Annotated in this window: 16 protein-coding genes; 9 read left to right on the top strand and 7 right to left on the bottom strand. The window is 74.4% G+C overall.

The genetic code is table 11. The features are described from left to right. Positions 1 to 187: 187 nt before the first annotated feature. The 4 genes from BLT76_RS08900 to BLT76_RS08885 form a co-directional block, all read right to left on the bottom strand. Positions 188 to 544, bottom strand: a complete 357-nt coding sequence (locus tag BLT76_RS08900) for a hypothetical protein (RefSeq protein WP_090853992.1) — start codon at positions 542 to 544, stop codon at positions 188 to 190. A 1-nt stretch (position 545) separates the two neighbouring features. Beyond that, entirely contained in the window at positions 546 to 1,889 is a 1,344-nt protein-coding gene (locus tag BLT76_RS08895) for an alpha/beta hydrolase family protein (protein WP_090853989.1), read from the bottom strand. Further along, a complete protein-coding gene (locus BLT76_RS08890; RefSeq protein WP_090853986.1) occupies positions 1,886 to 2,380 on the bottom strand; it encodes a hypothetical protein in 495 nt (164 codons plus the stop codon). The genes BLT76_RS08895 and BLT76_RS08890 overlap by 4 nt, the downstream gene beginning before the upstream one ends. 62 nt (positions 2,381 to 2,442) lie before the next feature. After that, positions 2,443 to 3,240 carry an HAD family hydrolase gene (locus BLT76_RS08885; RefSeq protein ID WP_090853984.1) on the bottom strand — a complete coding sequence of 266 codons (798 nt, stop codon included), beginning with the start codon at positions 3,238 to 3,240 and terminating at the stop codon, positions 2,443 to 2,445. Between the two features lie 131 nt (positions 3,241 to 3,371). On the opposite strand from BLT76_RS08885, the gene ssd reads away from it, so the two are divergent. From ssd to BLT76_RS08850, 7 genes are all read left to right on the top strand, one after another. Continuing rightward, complete coding sequence (gene ssd, locus BLT76_RS08880; RefSeq protein ID WP_090854520.1) at positions 3,372 to 4,418, top strand: septum site-determining protein Ssd; 1,047 nt, start codon at positions 3,372 to 3,374, stop codon at positions 4,416 to 4,418. After that, positions 4,415 to 5,578 (top strand): TadA family conjugal transfer-associated ATPase, encoded by a 1,164-nt coding sequence (locus BLT76_RS08875; protein WP_090853981.1) that lies wholly within the window; start codon positions 4,415 to 4,417, stop codon positions 5,576 to 5,578. Before ssd ends, BLT76_RS08875 begins: the two co-directional genes overlap by 4 nt. Continuing rightward, positions 5,575 to 6,351: a type II secretion system F family protein gene (locus BLT76_RS08870; protein ID WP_090853978.1), complete on the top strand. Its 777-nt coding sequence runs from the start codon at positions 5,575 to 5,577 to the stop codon at positions 6,349 to 6,351. Before BLT76_RS08875 ends, BLT76_RS08870 begins: the two co-directional genes overlap by 4 nt. Further along, positions 6,348 to 7,082 carry a type II secretion system F family protein gene (locus BLT76_RS08865; RefSeq protein WP_244509327.1) on the top strand — a complete coding sequence of 245 codons (735 nt, stop codon included), beginning with the start codon at positions 6,348 to 6,350 and terminating at the stop codon, positions 7,080 to 7,082. The genes BLT76_RS08870 and BLT76_RS08865 overlap by 4 nt, the downstream gene beginning before the upstream one ends. A 142-nt stretch (positions 7,083 to 7,224) precedes the next feature. Further along, the gene (locus BLT76_RS08860; RefSeq protein WP_090853976.1) at positions 7,225 to 7,428 is read left to right on the top strand and encodes a DUF4244 domain-containing protein; all 204 of its coding nucleotides are present in this window, start codon (positions 7,225 to 7,227) and stop codon (positions 7,426 to 7,428) included. After that, complete coding sequence (locus tag BLT76_RS08855) at positions 7,425 to 7,796, top strand: TadE family type IV pilus minor pilin (protein ID WP_090853974.1); 372 nt, start codon at positions 7,425 to 7,427, stop codon at positions 7,794 to 7,796. Before BLT76_RS08860 ends, BLT76_RS08855 begins: the two co-directional genes overlap by 4 nt. Beyond that, a complete protein-coding gene (locus BLT76_RS08850; RefSeq protein ID WP_090853972.1) occupies positions 7,793 to 8,140 on the top strand; it encodes an Rv3654c family TadE-like protein in 348 nt (115 codons plus the stop codon). The genes BLT76_RS08855 and BLT76_RS08850 overlap by 4 nt, the downstream gene beginning before the upstream one ends. A 24-nt stretch (positions 8,141 to 8,164) precedes the next feature. Here the strand turns inward: BLT76_RS08850 and BLT76_RS08845 are convergent, their stop codons facing one another. Further along, positions 8,165 to 8,476, bottom strand: coding sequence for a hypothetical protein (locus BLT76_RS08845; protein ID WP_090853969.1), 312 nt, complete (start codon positions 8,474 to 8,476; stop codon positions 8,165 to 8,167). A 9-nt stretch (positions 8,477 to 8,485) separates the two neighbouring features. Continuing rightward, complete coding sequence (locus tag BLT76_RS08840; RefSeq protein ID WP_244509326.1) at positions 8,486 to 10,840, bottom strand: DEAD/DEAH box helicase; 2,355 nt, start codon at positions 10,838 to 10,840, stop codon at positions 8,486 to 8,488. 193 nt (positions 10,841 to 11,033) lie between these two features. On the opposite strand from BLT76_RS08840, the gene BLT76_RS08835 reads away from it, so the two are divergent. Further along, the gene (locus BLT76_RS08835; RefSeq protein ID WP_090853966.1) at positions 11,034 to 11,372 is read left to right on the top strand and encodes an anti-sigma factor antagonist; all 339 of its coding nucleotides are present in this window, start codon (positions 11,034 to 11,036) and stop codon (positions 11,370 to 11,372) included. A 199-nt stretch (positions 11,373 to 11,571) separates the two neighbouring features. After that, complete coding sequence (locus tag BLT76_RS08830; protein ID WP_090853964.1) at positions 11,572 to 13,911, top strand: sodium-translocating pyrophosphatase; 2,340 nt, start codon at positions 11,572 to 11,574, stop codon at positions 13,909 to 13,911. 62 nt (positions 13,912 to 13,973) lie between these two features. Here the strand turns inward: BLT76_RS08830 and BLT76_RS08825 are convergent, their stop codons facing one another. Continuing rightward, positions 13,974 to 16,487 carry a hypothetical protein gene (locus BLT76_RS08825; RefSeq protein WP_090853960.1) on the bottom strand — a complete coding sequence of 838 codons (2,514 nt, stop codon included), beginning with the start codon at positions 16,485 to 16,487 and terminating at the stop codon, positions 13,974 to 13,976. Positions 16,488 to 16,567 lie beyond the last annotated feature (80 nt).

Raw genomic sequence — 16,567 nt, 5'->3', positions numbered from 1 at the left:
CTACCAAGCGTGCACATTCCAATTGCTGCCACCGGCAGATCCGGTTGGCGAGCACCCTGTAGGAAGGGTAGGTCGCCGCGTGGGTACCCCGGCTCACGTGTACGTCTCTGGAGTTGTGTGAGTCCTTGTCTACGCCCCTCGACCCGGGGGTTCAACCCTTGACTTTCGTCCGTCGGAGGGGGAGGCCTCAGCCCGAGAAGCGGCGGACCAGCTCGCGTCCGAGGGGTGGCTGGGAGAACCCCAGGTCGCCGGGGACGACGCTGTCGCTGTCCGGCGTGCGGCCCGCGAGGTAGACCGTCACCCGGTCCGCGTCCTTGCCCAGCTGACCGACCAGCGTGCTCGTCACGGCCCGCAGCACCACCACGAACGTCTCGCTGTCGGGCACGTCGACGGTGCCGCTGACGGCGCCGCCGGCGTACTGCTGGTGGTTGTAGGAGACGTCGTGGGCGCCGACCCCCGGGACCGCACTGACGGCCGCGGCGAGCCGCTCCGCGACGGCGGCCGCGTCGGGGCGGGAGCCGAAGAGTCGCGACAGCGCCGACACGTCAGTCTCCTCTGCTCACCGGGACGTCCACCGCGCTCGCCGAGCCCCCGGGTCCGACCAGGAACGGCGCGAGCGTGGCCTGGTACTCCCGGAGGATACGACCCGCGTCGGTGTCGGCCCCGAGCTCGTCGCGGACCGACTGGGCGTACTCGGTGTAGCTGTGGTTCACGCCCGGCTGCCAGAAGCCGCCGGGGCTGTCCAGGGTCACCGTCGGCGCCTGCGGGTGGGAGGTGCCGACGCCCCCCAGGTCGAGGCGGGGTACGACGTCCGCACCGTGCTGGACCTGCAGCACGCCGACCCCCGGCGCGACGGCCACGTGGTCGATCGGGGCGCCGTACGTGAGCACGTTGGTCACGCCGTACCGCTCCACGAACGCGGGGTCGCTGGCCAGGTTGGCGGCGATGATGCCGCCCTGGCTGTGGCCGACGAGCAGCACCTGGGAGCCGGCCGGGATGTTCGCCGCCTGCATCGCCTGCTCGACCGACTCGCTCGCCGCCGACGGGCTGCCCGCCACCAGGGAGAGGTTCGCGGTGAGGTCGCGCGGCTGGCCGCCGCCGGCCGGGGACCAGTTCTCGGTGCCGGGGATCGCGACGACGTACGCCGGGGTGCCGCCGTTGTCGACGCGGGTGATCCGCACGTCGCCGGTGCTGCCCGGCCCCTCGCCGACCTGGTAGCCGTCGGAGACGCCCTGCATCAGCGACGGCAGGTCGGTGGGGGTGGTGAGCGCGGGCTGGAACTGGCTGGCCTGCGTCGGGTCGGTCGGTACGGCGCTTGGGGTGCCGGCCAGGCCCGGGCCCTCCTTGAACCAGCCCTGGTCCTCGCCGGTGATGCCGTTGTAGATCGCGCCGGCGGCCGAGCCGACCGTGGTCAGGGCGCTGGCGGCGATCGCGGCGACCGGGACGTCCTCGCCGGACAGGACGTCGCCGAGCTTGCCCACCAGGTCGCCGGCACCGTCGAGCGTGCGGCCGACGCCCTGGAAGAACGCGCCGAGGTGGGCGCCGAGCCAGCCGGTGATCCCGCCGTCGGCCTGCTCCTGCTCGAGGGTGCCGTCGACGCCGCCGCCCGTCGTACCACCGGAGGCCTGGCCGGAGGCGTGGTCCTGGGCGTCGGCCTCCTGGCGGATCAGGGTGACGAGCGAGGTGAGGTGCTCGGCGGTGGAGTCGAGCTGGCGGCGCTCCTGCTCCTGCCAGCTGGCCCGGACCCGCTCGGCGTCGGGGCCGTTCCACTCCAGCTGCATCAGCAGCCCGTCGAGGCGCTGGGCCAGGCCGGTGATCTGGTCGGCGCCGCCCTGCAGGTCGTTGCTGGCGTTGCGGGCGGCGTCGGTGTCCATCCCGAGGGTGGTCACGACGCCGCCTCCAGGGCCCGGACCAGGGCCTCCATCGCGGCGGTGACGTCCCAGACGAGGAGCTCGGCGAGGCTGCCGGGCTGGGCCTGCCGGACGTCGTTGCCGGACGCGCCCGGCGTGACCGACCAGAGCTCGGTGCCGGTCGCGAGCCAGGTGCGGACGCTGACGTGCTCGGACTCGGCGCTGCCGGCCACCGTCGCCAGCACCACCGACGCGCGGCAGTCCTCGACGAAGGTCGGACCGGGCGGGCCGCCGGTGCGGTGCCGCGTCGACGGCGGGTCGGCGCGCAGGTGCTCGAGCGGCGGCAGCAGGTCGCGGACCACCGGCCAGAGCCGCTCGACCGGGAACGGGGTCGCGACGCCGTCCTCGACCAGCAGGCCGTGACTGCCGCGCAGTGCGAGGTCGACGCGACGCGTCGTGTCGTCGTACGTCGTGACGAGGCGCAGGCCGACCTGCGGACCCTGCTCACCCGGGGCGTCGATCGTCTCCATACGGGGACGCTAGGCGCGCCGGCGGGGGTGGCGGCAGGTGGAAGGTTCCTGCCTCTTCGCCGCTAGCGGCGGTGCTTGCGGGCGTTGGCCCAGATGACGCCGCCGACGGCGACGACCCCGCCGACGGCTAGCGCGGCCAGCGCCGGTCGCGGCGGGAGGACCCGGCTGCGCAGCGTCACGGGCCGGGTGAAGACCAGGACCGGCCAGCCGCGGTCCTGGGCGGCGCGCCGCAGGTCGCGGTCGGGGTTGACCGCGAAGGCGTGACCGACGGCCGCGAGCATCGGGACGTCGGTGACCGAGTCGCTGTAGGCGTAGGACTGCGCGAGGTCGTAGCCGCGGCGCTCCGCGAGCTCGCTGACGGCGCGAGCCTTCTCCTCGGCGTAGGCGTAGTAGGCGATCTCGCCGGTGTACTTGCCGTCGGCGATCTCCATCCGGGTCGCGATGACCAGGTCGGCGCCGAGCATCTCGGCGATCGGCTCCACCACCTCGATCCCGCTCGCGGACACGACGACGACGTCGCGACCGGCCGCGTGGTGCTCCTCGATGAGCGAGACGGCCTCGTCGTACACGAGGGGGTCGACGATGTTGTGGAGCGTGTCGGCGACGATCTCGCGGACCGTGGCGACGTCCCAGCCGGCGCAGAGCTGCGACATGAACTGCCGCATCTTCTCCATCTGGTCGTGGTCGGCGCCGCCGACCAGGTAGACGAACTGGGCGTACGCCGAGCGCAGCACGGCCCGCCGGGAGATCAGTCCGCCGGCCTGGAACGGCTTGCTGAACGCCAGGGTGCTCGACTTGGCGATGATCGTCTTGTCGAGGTCGAAGAACGCGGCGGTGGGCTTCGGCACCGGGGCGGTCATGCCCTCATCGTAGAGACCCGAGGCACGGAGCGGGCCACGAACCGTGCACAGGTGGCGCTCCCGCAGGCGTCGTCCCCAGGCCCACCCGGGACCGGCATGACCGGTCGGTGCGGGCGGGGAACGTCCTCGCCATGAACCCACCCCTCTTCGTCACCCGCGACGACACCCTCCTCGACGAGCTGCTCCGGCTGGCCGCGGCCGCCGGTGTCACCCCGGAGGTCGCCTCCGACGTCGGCGCCGCGCTGCGCGCCTGGACCGCGGCTCCGCTCGTGCTGCTCGGGGCCGACCTGGCCCTGGAGATGGCCCGCCTCGGCCCGCCCCGCCGCAGTGGCCTGCACCTGATGTCCTGGGGCACCTCTCCGGACGGCCTGTTCCGGCTGGCCCTCGAGGTCGGCGCCGAGAGCGTCACGGACCTGCCGCGCTCCGACGCCTGGCTGGTGGAGGTCCTCACCGACCTCGGCGACGACCGGCCGGCCCGGGGCCTGACGATCGGGGTCACCGGCGGGTCCGGCGGGGCGGGGGCGACCACCTTCGCCTGCGCGCTCGGCCAGGTCGCGGGCCGCGGCGGTCCCGCGGTCGTCGTCGACACCGACCCGCTCGGCCCCGGCATCGACCGGGTGCTGGGAGTGGAGTCGCGCGACGGCATCCGCTGGGACGCGCTCTGCCAGACGACCGGGCGGCTCAGCGCCCGCTCCCTGCGCGAAGCGCTGCCGCGCCGCGACGGCGTCGGGGCGCTGACCTGGCACGCCGGCTCCCGCGGCACGCTCCAGGCGTTCGCGGTGCGCGAGGCCCTCTCGGCGGCCCAGCGCGGCCACGACACGGTCGTCGTCGACCTGCCCCGGGTGGCCGATCCGGTGATCGACGAGGTCGCGGCCCGCTGCGACCTGGTGCTCGTGCTGGTCGCGCCGACCGTGGCCGGCGTCGCCTCGGCCGGTCGGGTCTGCGGGCGGCTGCCCGACCGGGGCGCGGTCCGGCTGGTGGTCCGCGGCAGCGGCCTCGACGCCGCGGAGGTGGCGCGGGCGACCGGCGTCCCCGTGCTCACCCAGATGGGCCACCAGCGCGGGCTCGACGAGGCGATCGACCTCGGGCTCGGCCCGGTGCGGTCCTGGCGCGGGCCGCTGGGCCGGAGCGCCGGCGCGGTCCTGGACCGGATGGCCCTGACCCGGGCCGCCGCGTGACGGCCGACCTGCCGGCCGGCGTCCTCGAGGCGGTCCGCGACGACCTGGTCAGCCGGGCCGGCGACCTGACGCCGCACCGGGTGGCCGAGGCCCTGCGACGCGCCGGCCGGCCGGTGGGCGACGCGACCGTCCTGGCCGTCCACGACGCGCTGCGGCGCGACGTCCTGGGCGCGGGGCCGCTGGAGCCGCTGCTCCGGCTGCCCGGCGTGACCGACGTGCTGGTCAACGGTCCGGGCGCTGTCCACGTCGACCGGGGCGACGGGCTGGAGGCGACCGACGTACGTTTCCCCGACGACGAGGCGGTCCGCCGGCTGGCCCAGCGGCTGGCCGCCACCGCCGGGCGACGACTCGACGACGCCTCGCCGTACGCCGACGTCCGGCTCGCCGACGGCACCCGCTTCCACGCCGTCCTGGCCCCGGTGGCCCGGCCTGGCACGGTCCTCTCCCTCCGCGTGCCCAGCGCGCGCCAGTTCACGGTGACCGGGCTGGTCGGCGCCGGGATGCTCGGTCCCGGAGCGGCCCGGCTGCTGGCCGCCGTGGTGGCCGCGCGGCTCGCGTTCCTGGTCAGCGGCGGCACCGGCAGCGGCAAGACCACCCTGCTGGCCGCGCTGCTGGCGACCGTCCCGGACGAGGAGCGGCTGGTCGTCGTCGAGGACGCCTCGGAGCTGCGGCCCGACCACCCGCACGTGGTCGGGCTGGAGGGTCGCCCGGCCAACATCGAGGGAGCCGGTGCGATCGACGTCCGCACGCTGGTCCGCCAGGCGCTGCGGATGCGGCCCGACCGGCTGGTGGTCGGCGAGGTGCGGGGCGGCGAGGTCGTCGACCTGCTGGCGGCGCTCAACACCGGCCACGAGGGCGGCTGCGGCACCCTGCACGCCAACTCCGCGGCCGACGTACCCGCTCGGGTGGAGGCGCTGGCCCTGGCCGCCGGGCTCGGGCGCCACGCCGCCCACAGTCAGCTGGCCTCCGGCGTCGACCTGGTCCTTCACCTGGTCCGGGACCGGGACGGCACCCGTCGGCTGCGGGAGGTCGCGGTCCCGGCTCGGGACGAGGGCGGGCTGGTGCGGATGGAGACCGCCGTACGGTTCGAGGCCGACGGACGCGAGGTGACGGGCCCGGCGGCGGCCCGGCTCGAGCGGGCCCTGGCGGACGCGTCGTGACGGCCGTCGCCGTCCTCGCGGCCGCGCTCGCGGCCGGGCTGCTGGTCGGTCGTCCGGCCCGGCTCCCGCGCCCGCCCGACCGACGACCGGGCGTCCGCACCCTGCTACCGCTCGGCGTCCTGCCGGCGGTGGTGCTGGTGGCCGGTGCCTCACCGCGGGTGCTGGCCCTCGCGGTCGTCGCCAGCGCGGCGTGGTTCGCGGGCGCGGCGCTGTGGCGCCAGCGCGGGGCGCGGCTGGCGGCGGAGCGTACGGCGGTCCGGGTACTGGAGACCTGCGAGCAGCTGGCCGGTGACCTGGGGGTCGGTCAGCCGCCCGGCCCCGCGCTCTCGCGGGCCGCCGCAGGCTGGCCCGAGCTCGATCCCGTGGCCCGGGCCTTCACGGTGGGCGCCGACGTCCCCGGCGCCTGGCGCGAGGTGGCGGGCCGGCCGGGCGCCGGCGACCTCCGCCACCTCGCGGCGGCCTGGCAGGTCTCGCACCGCACCGGCCAGGGCCTGGCCGAGGCCGTCGACCGGGTCGCCGAGCGGCTGCGGGCGGGCCAGGCGACGCGACGGGTCGTGCGCGGCGAGCTGGCCTCGGCCCGTTCCACGGCGCGGTTGGTCGCCGGCCTCCCGGTGGTCGCGCTGCTGATGGGCTCGGGCGCCGGCGGGGATCCGCTCGGCTTCCTGCTCGGCGAGCCGGTCGGCCTGGCGTGCCTCGCGGGAGGGCTCGGCTTCGGGGTCGCCGGGCTGGCCTGGATCGAGGCGCTCGCCCGCGACGTCGACCGGGTCGGGTGAGCACGGTGCCGGGGACCGTGGCGCTGTCGGCGCTCGCTGCTGCGCTGGCTGTGGCCCTGCTGCTCCCGGCGCGGCCGCGGCTGCGGGACGGTCCGCCCGTCCCCTCGCCCGCCGAGGACGGTGGTCGCGACTGGATGCTGCGCTACCGCTCGCTCTGGTGCCTGCTCGCGGGGCTGGCCGGCGCGGTCTTCGTCGGTGGTCCGGCGGGGCCCGTCGCCGGCGCGGTCGCCGGCGTGGGGGTCTGGGTGGTGATCGGTCGGGCCGAGCCCGCGGAGCTCCGGCGGCGCCGGGAGCAGACCCGCGCCGACCTGCCCCACGTCGTCGGGTTGCTGGGGTCGGCCCTCCGGTCGGGCGCGGCGACCGGCGAGGCGGTGGGCGTGGTGTGCGCCGCGCTCCCCGGCGCCGCGGCGGACCGGCTGGCGCCCGTGGCCGCGCGGCTCGCGCTTGGCGCCGACCCGGTGCGGGTCTGGGAGCAGCTGGCGGCCGACGACGCACTGGGCCCGCTCGGCCGCGCGCTGGCGCGGGCCCAGGTCTCCGGAGCGCCGGTGGTCCGGTCGGTCGAGCGGCTGGCCGACGAGCTCGCCGCGACCGCTCGCGCCGAGGTCGAGGACCGTGCCCGGGCGGTCGGCGTCAAGGCCGCGCTCCCGCTGGGGCTCTGCCTGCTGCCGGCCTTCGTGCTGATCGGCATCGTGCCGCTCGTCGCTGGGCTCCTCGGGACGGTCGGGCTGTGAGCGATGGGCCACGAACCGTCCACCGGTGCTGCTCCGGCACGACGTTCCACAGGGCTGACGACGAGGGCGGCGCCGTACCCGGTCCGCGCCGCAGGCTCGTTCCACCGGCCGCACCCCGTGGCCACGACGAGGAGGAGACCTCATGCACGACGACCACACGTCCCCCGCCCGGCCCGTCCACCCGGTCCGCGACGAGCGCGGGATCACCACCGCCGAGTACGCCGTCGGCACCGCGGCCGGAGCGGGCCTGGCGGGCCTGCTCTACAAGATGCTGACCGGCGGCTTCGGCGACCAGCTGCTGCAGACCCTGTTCGACCACGTGCTCGGCCTGCTGGGCATCGGATGACCCGCCGCCCCCGACGTACCGACCGCGGGGCGGCGACGGCCGAGCTGGCGATGACCCTGCCGATCCTGGTCGCGGTCACCATCGGCCTGGTCTGGCTCCTCGCGGTGGGGGCGGCTCAGGTCCGGGTCGTCGACGCCGCGCGGGAGACCGCCCGGGCCGCGGCCCGGGGTGACGCCGAGGGCGAGGCGGTGGCCCGGGGACGCCGGGTGGCGCCGGCCGGAGCCACGGTCACCTTGAGTCGCTCCGGCGACGAGGTGCGGGTGGTCGCGTCGGGGGAGGTGCACGGCCCGGGCGGGCTCTTCGGGTTCCTGCCGGGGGTCACCGTCCGGGCCGAGGCGGTCGCCGCCGCCGAGGAGGAGGGGCCGTGAGCGGCGTTCGCGACGAGCGGGGCTCGGCCACCGTGCCGGCGCTGGCGTTCCTCGGGGTGCTGCTGCTCCTCGGGGCGGCGCTCGGCGCGGTGGCGGCCCTGGTCGTGGCCCACCGGTCGGCGCAGTCGGCGGCCGACCTGGCGGCGCTGGCGGCCGCCACCGCGCTGGCCGAGGGTGGGGACGGCTGCGCGGCCGCGGACCGGGTGGCCGGCGCCAACGGGGCGGAGATCACCCGGTGCGACGTCGACGGGTTCGAGGCCACGGTCGGCCTGCGCGTCGACGGGCCGCGGTGGCGGGTGCTCGCGACCGACCCGGAGGCCGAGGCCCGGGCCGGGCCGGCGTGAGCGGTCAGGTCGGTGCGGGGTGGATCAGCTGCGGTCGTGGTCGGCGTCGTCGTTGTCGCGGTGCCGCTCGCGGTCGGCGATCTCGAGCTTCTCCGACAGCTCCTCGAGCTTCTTCGACTCCCGGCGCTGGCGCAGGGAGCGCTTGGTGCCGTACTTCAGGATGCCGAAGCCCCACAGGACGGCCAGACCGGCGCCGACACCGAGCAGGAAGAGGGCCAGCGGGCTCACCGTCACGCCCAGGACCTCGAGGTGTCGTCCGTCGATCTCGGCGGTGAAGACGGTGGCGACGATGACCAGCGCGCCGGCGCCGATGAGGATGAGACCCAGAAGCAGCATGCGCTGAGGCTACTGCTCCGTGAGGTCCGGCGGAGCGCCCTCGAGCAGGACGTCGAGGAGAGCGGTCGCGCCGGCCTTGTCGAGCGGGTTGTTCTGGTTGCCGCACTTGGGCGACTGGATGCAGGAGGGGCAGCCCTCCAGGCAGGTGCAGGAGGCGATCGCCTCACGGGTCGCCGAGAGCCAGGACCGGGCGGCCCGGAACCCCCGCTCGGCGAAGCCCGCGCCGCCGGGGTGGCCGTCGTAGACGAAGACGGTCAGCATCCCGGTGTCGGGGTGGAGCGCGGTCGAGACGCCGCCGATGTCCCAGCGATCGCAGGTCGCGAAGAGCGGCAGCAGTCCGATCGAGCAGTGCTCGGCCGCATGGGCGGAGCCGGGCAGGTCGCTCGCCGCGAGCCCGGACTCAGCGAGCACGTGACCGGGCACGGTCCACCAGACCGAGGCGGTGCGAAGCGTGCGGACCGGCAGGTCGAGCGGCACCTCGGCGACCACCTCGCCGCTGGGCTGGCGCCGCTTCAGGAACGAGACCACCTGATGGCTGACGTCGACGTCCCCGAACGAGAGTCGGCAGCCGCCCCAGTCGCGGTGCTCGCGCTCGCCGACCACGGTGATCTCGGTGACCTCGCGCGCCGACGTGGAGTAGTCGGGATCCGCCCGGCGGATCTCGGCCACGTGCTCGTCGAGGTCGAGCGAGTCGACCAGCCAGGTCTCACCGCGGTGGACGTAGACCGCGCCGGCGTGCGCGGTCGAGTGGGTGCTGGAGGCGTCGACGGTGCCGATCACCCGGCCGGTGCCGGTCTCGACCAGCTGGACGGGCGCGCCGCCGGCGGAGCGGATGTCGGCCAGGTCGGCCGCGCGGCGACGGTCGGTCCAGAACCAGCCGTGCGGGCGGCGGCGCAGCAGCCCGGCCTCCGTCAGTCCGTCGAGGACCTCGCGGGCGCCCGGACCGAAGAGCGGAAGGTCGGCCTCGGTGAGCGGGATCTCCTGGGCGGCGGCGCAGAGGTGCGGGCCGAGGACGTAGGGGTTGCCGGGGTCGAAGACGGTGGCCTCGACCGGCTGCCCGAGCAGCGCCTCGGGGTGGTGGACGAGGTAGGTGTCGAGCGGGTCGTCGCGCGCGATGAGCACCCCGAGCGCGTCCTGGCCGTCGCGGCCGGCCCGGCCGAGCTGCTGCCACAGGGCGGCCCGGGTCCCCGGGAATCCGGCCATCAGCACGGCGTCGAGGCCGGCGACGTCGATGCCGAGCTCGAGGGCGTTGGTGGCGGCCAGCCCGAGCAGGTCGCCGCGGCGCAGCGCCGCCTCGATGGCCCGCCGCTCCTCGGGCAGGTAGCCGCCGCGGTAGGCCGCGACCCGACCGGGGAGGGACGGGTCGACCTCGGCAAGCAGCTCGGCGGTCGTCAGGGCGACGTGCTCGACGCCGCGACGGGAGCGGACGAAGGCGAGGGTGCGGACCTGGGCGAGGACCAGGTCGGCCAGCAGGTCGGCGGTCTCGGAGGAGGCGGCCCGGCGGACCGGGGCGCCGTTCTCGCCGGTGTGGGCGGTGAAGGGCGGCTCCCACAGGGCCAGCGAGACCTGGCCGCGCGGGGAGTCGTCGCCGGTCACGGCCAGCACGTCGAGGCCGGTGAGCCGGCCGGCCGCCACCTCCGGCTCGGCGACGGTCGCGGAGGCGAGCACGAACGTCGGGTGCGCGCCGTACGACGCGCAGACCCGCCGCAGTCGCCGCAGCACGTGGGAGACGTGGGCGCCGAAGACGCCGCGGTAGTGGTGGCACTCGTCGACCACGACGTAGCTCAACGAGCCGAAGAACGCCGCCCAGCGCGCGTGGCCGGGGAGCAGCGAGCGGTGGAGCATGTCGGGGTTGGTCAGGACGTACTCGGCGTGGTCGCGCGTCCAGTCGCGCTGGTCGCGCGGGCTGTCGCCGTCGTGGGTGGCCACCCGTACGTCGAGGCCGAGCCCCGTCAACGAGGTCAGCTGGTCCTGGGCCAGGGCCTTGGTCGGCGCGACGTAGAGCACCGTGGCGCCGCGCTGGCCGCGCGCACCTCGCGCGGCGCGGACCCGGGAGAGCGCGGGCAGCTGGTAGGCGAGCGACTTGCCGGAGGCGGTGCCGGTCGCGAGCACGACGTGCTGGCCCGCGTGCGCCGCGTCGGCGGCCACCGCCTGGTGACGCCAGGGGCTGGTGATGCCGCGGCGACCGAACGCCTCGACCACCTCGGCGGCGGCCCACTCCGGCCAGTCGGCGCGCACGCCGGCCCGGGCCGGCAGCACCTCGACGTGGGTGAGTCGGTCCTCGCGGCCCGGCACGGCGGCGAGACGCTCGACGAGGCCGGGCAGGAGGGTCCTGCTGCGGGGGGTGGTGGCCGTCGTCGTCACGCTCCCGATCCTGGCAAAGGGCACCGACACCGGTGCCGCCCGGAGGGGGTCACCTGGCCGTCCGTCGTCCCGCACTGTTTACTTCTTTGTGCGCGCGAGCGTTCGGCATGGTTTCATTGTCCAGGCCGGGTGTCGGGCGCGTGTCGTTCCGCCACCCAGGTGCCGGTCGGAAATATCCTCCAGGGGAGTACACGTGGACCTCACTCTTGCAACGCGCGACGTCGATGGGAAGACCATCGTTGCCGTCGGCGGCGAGATCGACGTCTACACCGCGCCCAAGCTGCGCGACAAGATCACCGAGCTCGTCGCAGCCGGCGTCTACGACATCGTGATCGACATGGAGGCCGTCGAGTTCCTCGACTCCACCGGCCTCGGTGTGCTGGTCGGTGGACTGAAGAAGGTGCGTGCCCACGACGGGTCGCTCCACCTCGTCTGCACCCAGGACCGCCTGCTCAAGATCTTCCGCATCACCGGCCTCGCGAAGGTGTTCGTGATCCACGACTCCGCCGACGCCGCCCTCGCCAGCAGCTGACCCGTTCAGCCAGCACGCCCCGTCGTCCACCGCGGACGTCGGGGCGTTCGTCGTACCCGGATGTCGTGCCGGGACGTGCTGCTGACGACTCGCCGTGTGGTCCAGGTCACACGAACGTGCGTGACGCAGGTCTCATCTGCGTAGACTCCGGCTCGTTCTGACCTGAGTCACGCCACCCAGCTACTGCAGGAGGAAACACATGACGGGGATCGCTCCCGCTGTCGTGGAAGTCTCCGGCGGCAACCTCGTCCTGGTCATCGTCGTCGCCCTCATCGCGCTCGGCGCGCTGGCGATGGCGGCGATGTTCCGCCAGGAAGTGCTTGCTGCCGGTGAAGGCACCGACAACATGAAGGCCATCGCCCAGGCCGTGCAGGAAGGAGCGAACGCCTACCTGACGCGACAGTTCCGGACCCTCGCGATCTTTGCGGGCATCGCGTTCTTCGCGCTCCTGGTGCTGCCGGCCGACGACGCCGTGGTCCGGATCTTCCGGTCCGTGTTCTTCATCGTCGGGGCGGGATTCTCCGCGGCCGTCGGCTACCTCGGCATGAACCTCGCCGTGCGCGCCAACCTCCGGGTCGCGGCCGCCGCCGAGACCACCGGACGCGAGCCGGCCATGCGGATCGGCCTGCGGACCGGGGCCATGGTCGGCATGCTCACCGTCGGCCTGGGCCTGCTCGGCGCCAGCCTGGTCGTGCTGTTCTTCCAGGACGAGGCGCCCGACGTGCTCGAGGGCTTCGGCTTCGGTGCCGCGCTGCTCGCGATGTTCATGCGGGTCGGCGGTGGCATCTTCACCAAGGCCGCCGACGTCGGTGCCGACCTGGTCGGCAAGGTCGAGAACAACATCCCTGAGGACGACCCGCGCAACGCTGCCACCATCGCCGACAACGTGGGCGACAACGTGGGCGACTGTGCGGGCATGGCCGCCGACCTCTTCGAGTCGTACGCCGTCACGCTGGTCGCGGCCCTGATCCTCGGCTCGCAGGCCTTCGGCGACGCCGGTCTGGTCTTCCCGCTGCTGATCCCGGCGATCGGTGCCCTGACCGCGGTCGCGGGCGTCTACCTGACGACTCCGAAGGCCGGCGAGAACGGCCTGAAGACCATCAACCGGTCGTTCTACCTCTCCTCCGGCATCGCGGCCGTCGCCAGCATCGTGCTGTCCTACGTCTATCTCCCGGGCAGCTTCGCGGACTTCGACAACATCTCCGCGGACCTGGTCAACGCCGACGGGGATCCGCGCTTCATCGCCGCCTCCGCCGTGGTCATCGGCATCGTGATGTCTGCGGGCATCCTGGCCCTGACCGGCTACTACACCGGCACCGAGTACAAGCCGGTCAAGGACGTCGGCAAGACCTCGCTCACGGGCGCGGCGACGGTCATCCTCTCCGGCCTGTCGGTCGGCTTCGAGTCCGCGGTCTACACGACCCTGGTGATCGGGGCCGCCGTCTTCGGCGCCTACCTGCTCGGCGGCGCTGCGCTCACGGTCTCGCTGTTCGCCGTCGCGCTCGCCGGCTGCGGCCTGCTGACCACCGTGGGCGTCATCGTCGCCATGGACACCTTCGGCCCGGTCTCCGACAACGCCCAGGGCATCGCCGAGATGTCCGGCGACGTCAGCCCCGCCGGCGCGCAGATCCTCACCGAGCTCGACGCGGTCGGCAACACCACCAAGGCGATCACCAAGGGGATCGCGATCGCGACGGCGGTGCTCGCGGCGACGGCGCTCTTCGGCTCCTACGCCACCGCGGTCGCCGAGTCGCTCGCCGATGCCAACGTGGCGGACGACGAGTTCTACCTGCTCGACTTCAGCGTCTTCAACCCCGCGGTGATCGTGGGCGTCCTGCTGGGCGCGGCCGTGGTGTTCCTCTTCTCCGGCCTGGCCATCAACGCCGTGGCGCGGGCCGCCGGCGCCGTCGTCTACGAGGTACGACGCCAGTTCCGCGAGATCCCGGGCATCATGGAGGGCACCGGCCGGCCGGAGTACGGCAAGGTCGTCGACATCGTCACCCGCGACTCGCTGCGCGAGCTCATCACGCCCGGCATCCTGGCCGTGCTCGCCCCGATCGCCGTCGGCTTCGGCCTCGGCGTCACGGCGCTGGCCGGCTTCCTGGCCGGCGCGATCGGCACCGGCACCCTGATGGCGGTCTTCCTCGCCAACGCCGGTGGGGCCTGGGACAACGCGAAGAAGCTCGTGGAGGACGGCAACCACGGCGGCAAGGGCTCGCCCGCTCACGAGGCGACCGTCATCGGCGACACCGTCGGTGACCCGTTCAAGGACACCGCCGGCCCGGCCATCAACCCGCTGATCAAGGTGATGAACCTGGTCTCGCTGCTCATCGCCAGCGCCGTCGTGTCGCTGAGCGTCGGCGACGACCAGAACGACATCGTCCGCATCCTCATCGCCCTGGTGGCGGTGGCGATCATCGCGGTCGCCGTCTACGTCTCCAAGCAGCGCGAGGTCACCCTCGGCGACGACGTGCCGCCGGCCCCGCCCGCGGCGCCGCCGACGAGCCAGGTCGACCCCACGCCGACGGCGCAGTTCTAGCCGACGACGTACGACGAACGGCCCGCCCGGAGCGATCCGGGCGGGCCGTTCTGCGTCTGCGGCTACTCGATGTCGACCTTCAGCGGTCTTCCACCGGTGGGTCCGACGAGGTCGTTGCCGCCGTAGCTCACCCGGACGGTGTGCCGGCCACGGCCCAGCCGGGCCAGGTCGATGGTCGTCACGCCGTGCTGCCGAGCGGTGAGCATGGTGCGCGCGACGATCCGCCGGTCGTGGTGGATGACGACGCGCCCGGTCGTGGGCAGGCCGCCCGGTGCGCTCACCCGCAGGGTCACCTTGCTGCCTCGCGCGGTCAGTCGGATGCGCGGCGCAGCGAACCAGACCCGGAACGAGTAGCTGGTGCTGGTCGCCGAGACGGAGCCGACCCGGGTCGCGGTCGAGACGACCGTCAGGGTGGTCCGGGCGAGTCGAGGGCTGAGCCGCAGGGTGGTGCTCGTGGCGCCGGGCACGCGGCGACCGTCGGCGTACCACTGCAGGGTCGAGGTGGCGTCCGCTGGCCAGATCGTGGGGCTCAGGCGCACGATCCCGCCATCCGGGTCGGACGAGCCCCTGATGAAGCCCCGCTGGAGGACCGGCGGCGGGTCGCCCAGCCCGACGGGCACAGCCGCCGAGGTGACGGTGCCGGTCTCGTGCCCCGGCCGGTGTCCGGTGATGCGCACGGAGATCCGGTGGCCGACGTCCGGGGTCCGCAGCAGGTAGGAGTCGGACGTGGCGCCGCGGATCGGCTGACCGTCTCGCAGCCACTGGTAGGTCGAGCTCACCTCAGGAAGCGACCAGTCCGGTGAGGGCGCGGTGAGGACGTGCCCGTTGCGTGCGGTCCCCGTCGGCGCCGGGGTCGTGGCCGTAGGTGCCTCGCCGGCGCCGACGAGCAGACCCGGTGACGTCACGACCCCCGGTGCTCGACCCGAGGCCGATCCGGTGATCCGTACCGACACGACGTGCCCGACGTCGGCGCTCGTCAGCTGGTACGACGCATCGACGGCGCCGTCGATCGGGACGTCGTCGCGCCGCCACTGGAAGGCCGACCTGACCTCGCTGGTCGACCACGTCGGGACGTCGACGGCGAGGCGCTGGCCCGCGCGTGCGGTGCCGCGGACAGTCGGAGTCGCGGCGGTGGGCGCCGGCAGCTGGAACGAGATCGCGCCGACGTCGAGCGTCGCGGACTCGGGGGAGGCCGACAGGAACCGAGCCTCGCGGCGTACGGTGCCGCCGCCCAGATAGCGGCGTTCCTTCCGGACCTGGTCGTAGACGTAGACGGTGAACTCGGTGTTCCACCGGACCTTGGCCTGGTAGCGCCCGCCGCCGAGACCGGTCGCTCGGCTGAGCACCGTGCCGTCGCGATCGACCAAGCCGGCCCACAGCTGGTCGCCGTCGGCCGGCCCGCCATCGCGGTCGAACAGCTGGAACGTGACCTGGGTGGCTCCCGGTCCGACCGGGATCGACCCCGCGTCGTACGCCTGGTCCCCGACGAGGAAGCTCTGTGCCTCCCCGAGGTCGGTGGTGTCACCGAGGAAGAAGGTCTCACCCTCATCGGGTCCGTCGGCGGGAATGGCGGCGAGGGTGTAGCGGCCGGGGAGAGCCGAGAAGCGGTAGCGCCGGACACCGTTGGGAAGCCAGGCCCAGGCCACGACCCAGCCGCGATCGCCCTCGGCGTTGAGATGGACGAGGGCGACGTCGACTCCCTGGGCGTAGGTGTCCCGCAGCGTGATCGTCCCGGTCACCGGCGTGCCCGAACGGAGCACGAGATCACCGACGCTGCGCCCGGGGGAACGAGAGCCGAGGGTGAAGGTCTCGGCATCGATGATGCTGGGTGCGCCGCCCAACCAGGTCGTGGGCAGGCCGAGGCGCGTCTCGTCGATGTCGTAGGCGCCGTACACCGAGATCGTGAAGGTCCGGCCGCGGTCGACGGCGGGAAAGGTGAAGGCGCCGTCGTCGTCGGTCCAGACCTGGGACCGCACCGAGTACTCCAGGTCGCTCACCGATCGGACCAGGCTGACCCGGATGCCTCCCATCGGACGTCCGTCCTGGTCCAGCACCCGTCCGGTGACCGGCACGCCCCGGTCGCGCTCCAGTGCGACGGCGTCCAGGAGCAGGTCCTGCGCGGGCGCGACGGTGACCGTCGTACCGGCGCCGCCGCCGTAGTAGGCGGGTTCGAGGGCGGGCGCCACCCCGTCGGGCGAGGAGAAGCGGACGAGGTAGTCGCCGGCCGGGACGTGCAGCGTGTAGGCGCCGTGCGAGGCGAGGTCGCCGACCTCGTAGGTGAGGTCGCTGGCCACCGGCTCACCGCCGGGGTCGAGCACGGAGAACGCCTCGACGAGCACGTAGTCGCGCAGCAGGCCGTCGGGGCCGAGGACCGTGCCGCGGACGGTCGCGTCGGCGGGGAGCGTGGGGTCGATGCCGGGGGCGTAGCGCCGCTCGGACCCACCCGGCGCGGGCGGGTCCGCCGCGTCCGCGGGGGTGTGCGTGCCCAGGACGGCGACGAGGGTGCCGAGCAGCAGGGCTGCGAGGGCGACGATGGTGGTGGCGGTGCGCGTGCGCGCGCCAGCGGCCGGAGACATGGGACCTCTCTTCTGTTCCGGAGGACCTTAAGTCGGCTGGGCCCCTGTCCGCCGGGTTTCCCGGATAGTCGGGCCGCACG

Source organism: Nocardioides lianchengensis (assembly GCF_900101465.1).
Classification (GTDB): domain Bacteria; phylum Actinomycetota; class Actinomycetes; order Propionibacteriales; family Nocardioidaceae; genus Nocardioides; species Nocardioides lianchengensis.
The sequence above is the reverse complement of the archived record's forward strand: the minus strand, read 5'-3'. Positions and strand labels throughout refer to the sequence as shown.

Coding starts and splice junctions, on each gene's coding strand:
- BLT76_RS08890 (WP_090853986.1), bottom strand. CDS start 2,380: ATGGAGACGATCGACGCCCCGGGTGAGCAGGGTCCGCAGGTCGGCCTG.
- BLT76_RS08885 (WP_090853984.1), bottom strand. CDS start 3,240: ATGACCGCCCCGGTGCCGAAGCCCACCGCCGCGTTCTTCGACCTCGAC.
- ssd (WP_090854520.1), top strand. CDS start 3,372: ATGAACCCACCCCTCTTCGTCACCCGCGACGACACCCTCCTCGACGAG.
- BLT76_RS08860 (WP_090853976.1), top strand. CDS start 7,225: ATGCACGACGACCACACGTCCCCCGCCCGGCCCGTCCACCCGGTCCGC.
- BLT76_RS08855 (WP_090853974.1), top strand. CDS start 7,425: ATGACCCGCCGCCCCCGACGTACCGACCGCGGGGCGGCGACGGCCGAG.
- BLT76_RS08845 (WP_090853969.1), bottom strand. CDS start 8,476: ATGCTGCTTCTGGGTCTCATCCTCATCGGCGCCGGCGCGCTGGTCATC.
- BLT76_RS08830 (WP_090853964.1), top strand. CDS start 11,572: ATGACGGGGATCGCTCCCGCTGTCGTGGAAGTCTCCGGCGGCAACCTC.
- BLT76_RS08825 (WP_090853960.1), bottom strand. CDS start 16,487: ATGTCTCCGGCCGCTGGCGCGCGCACGCGCACCGCCACCACCATCGTC.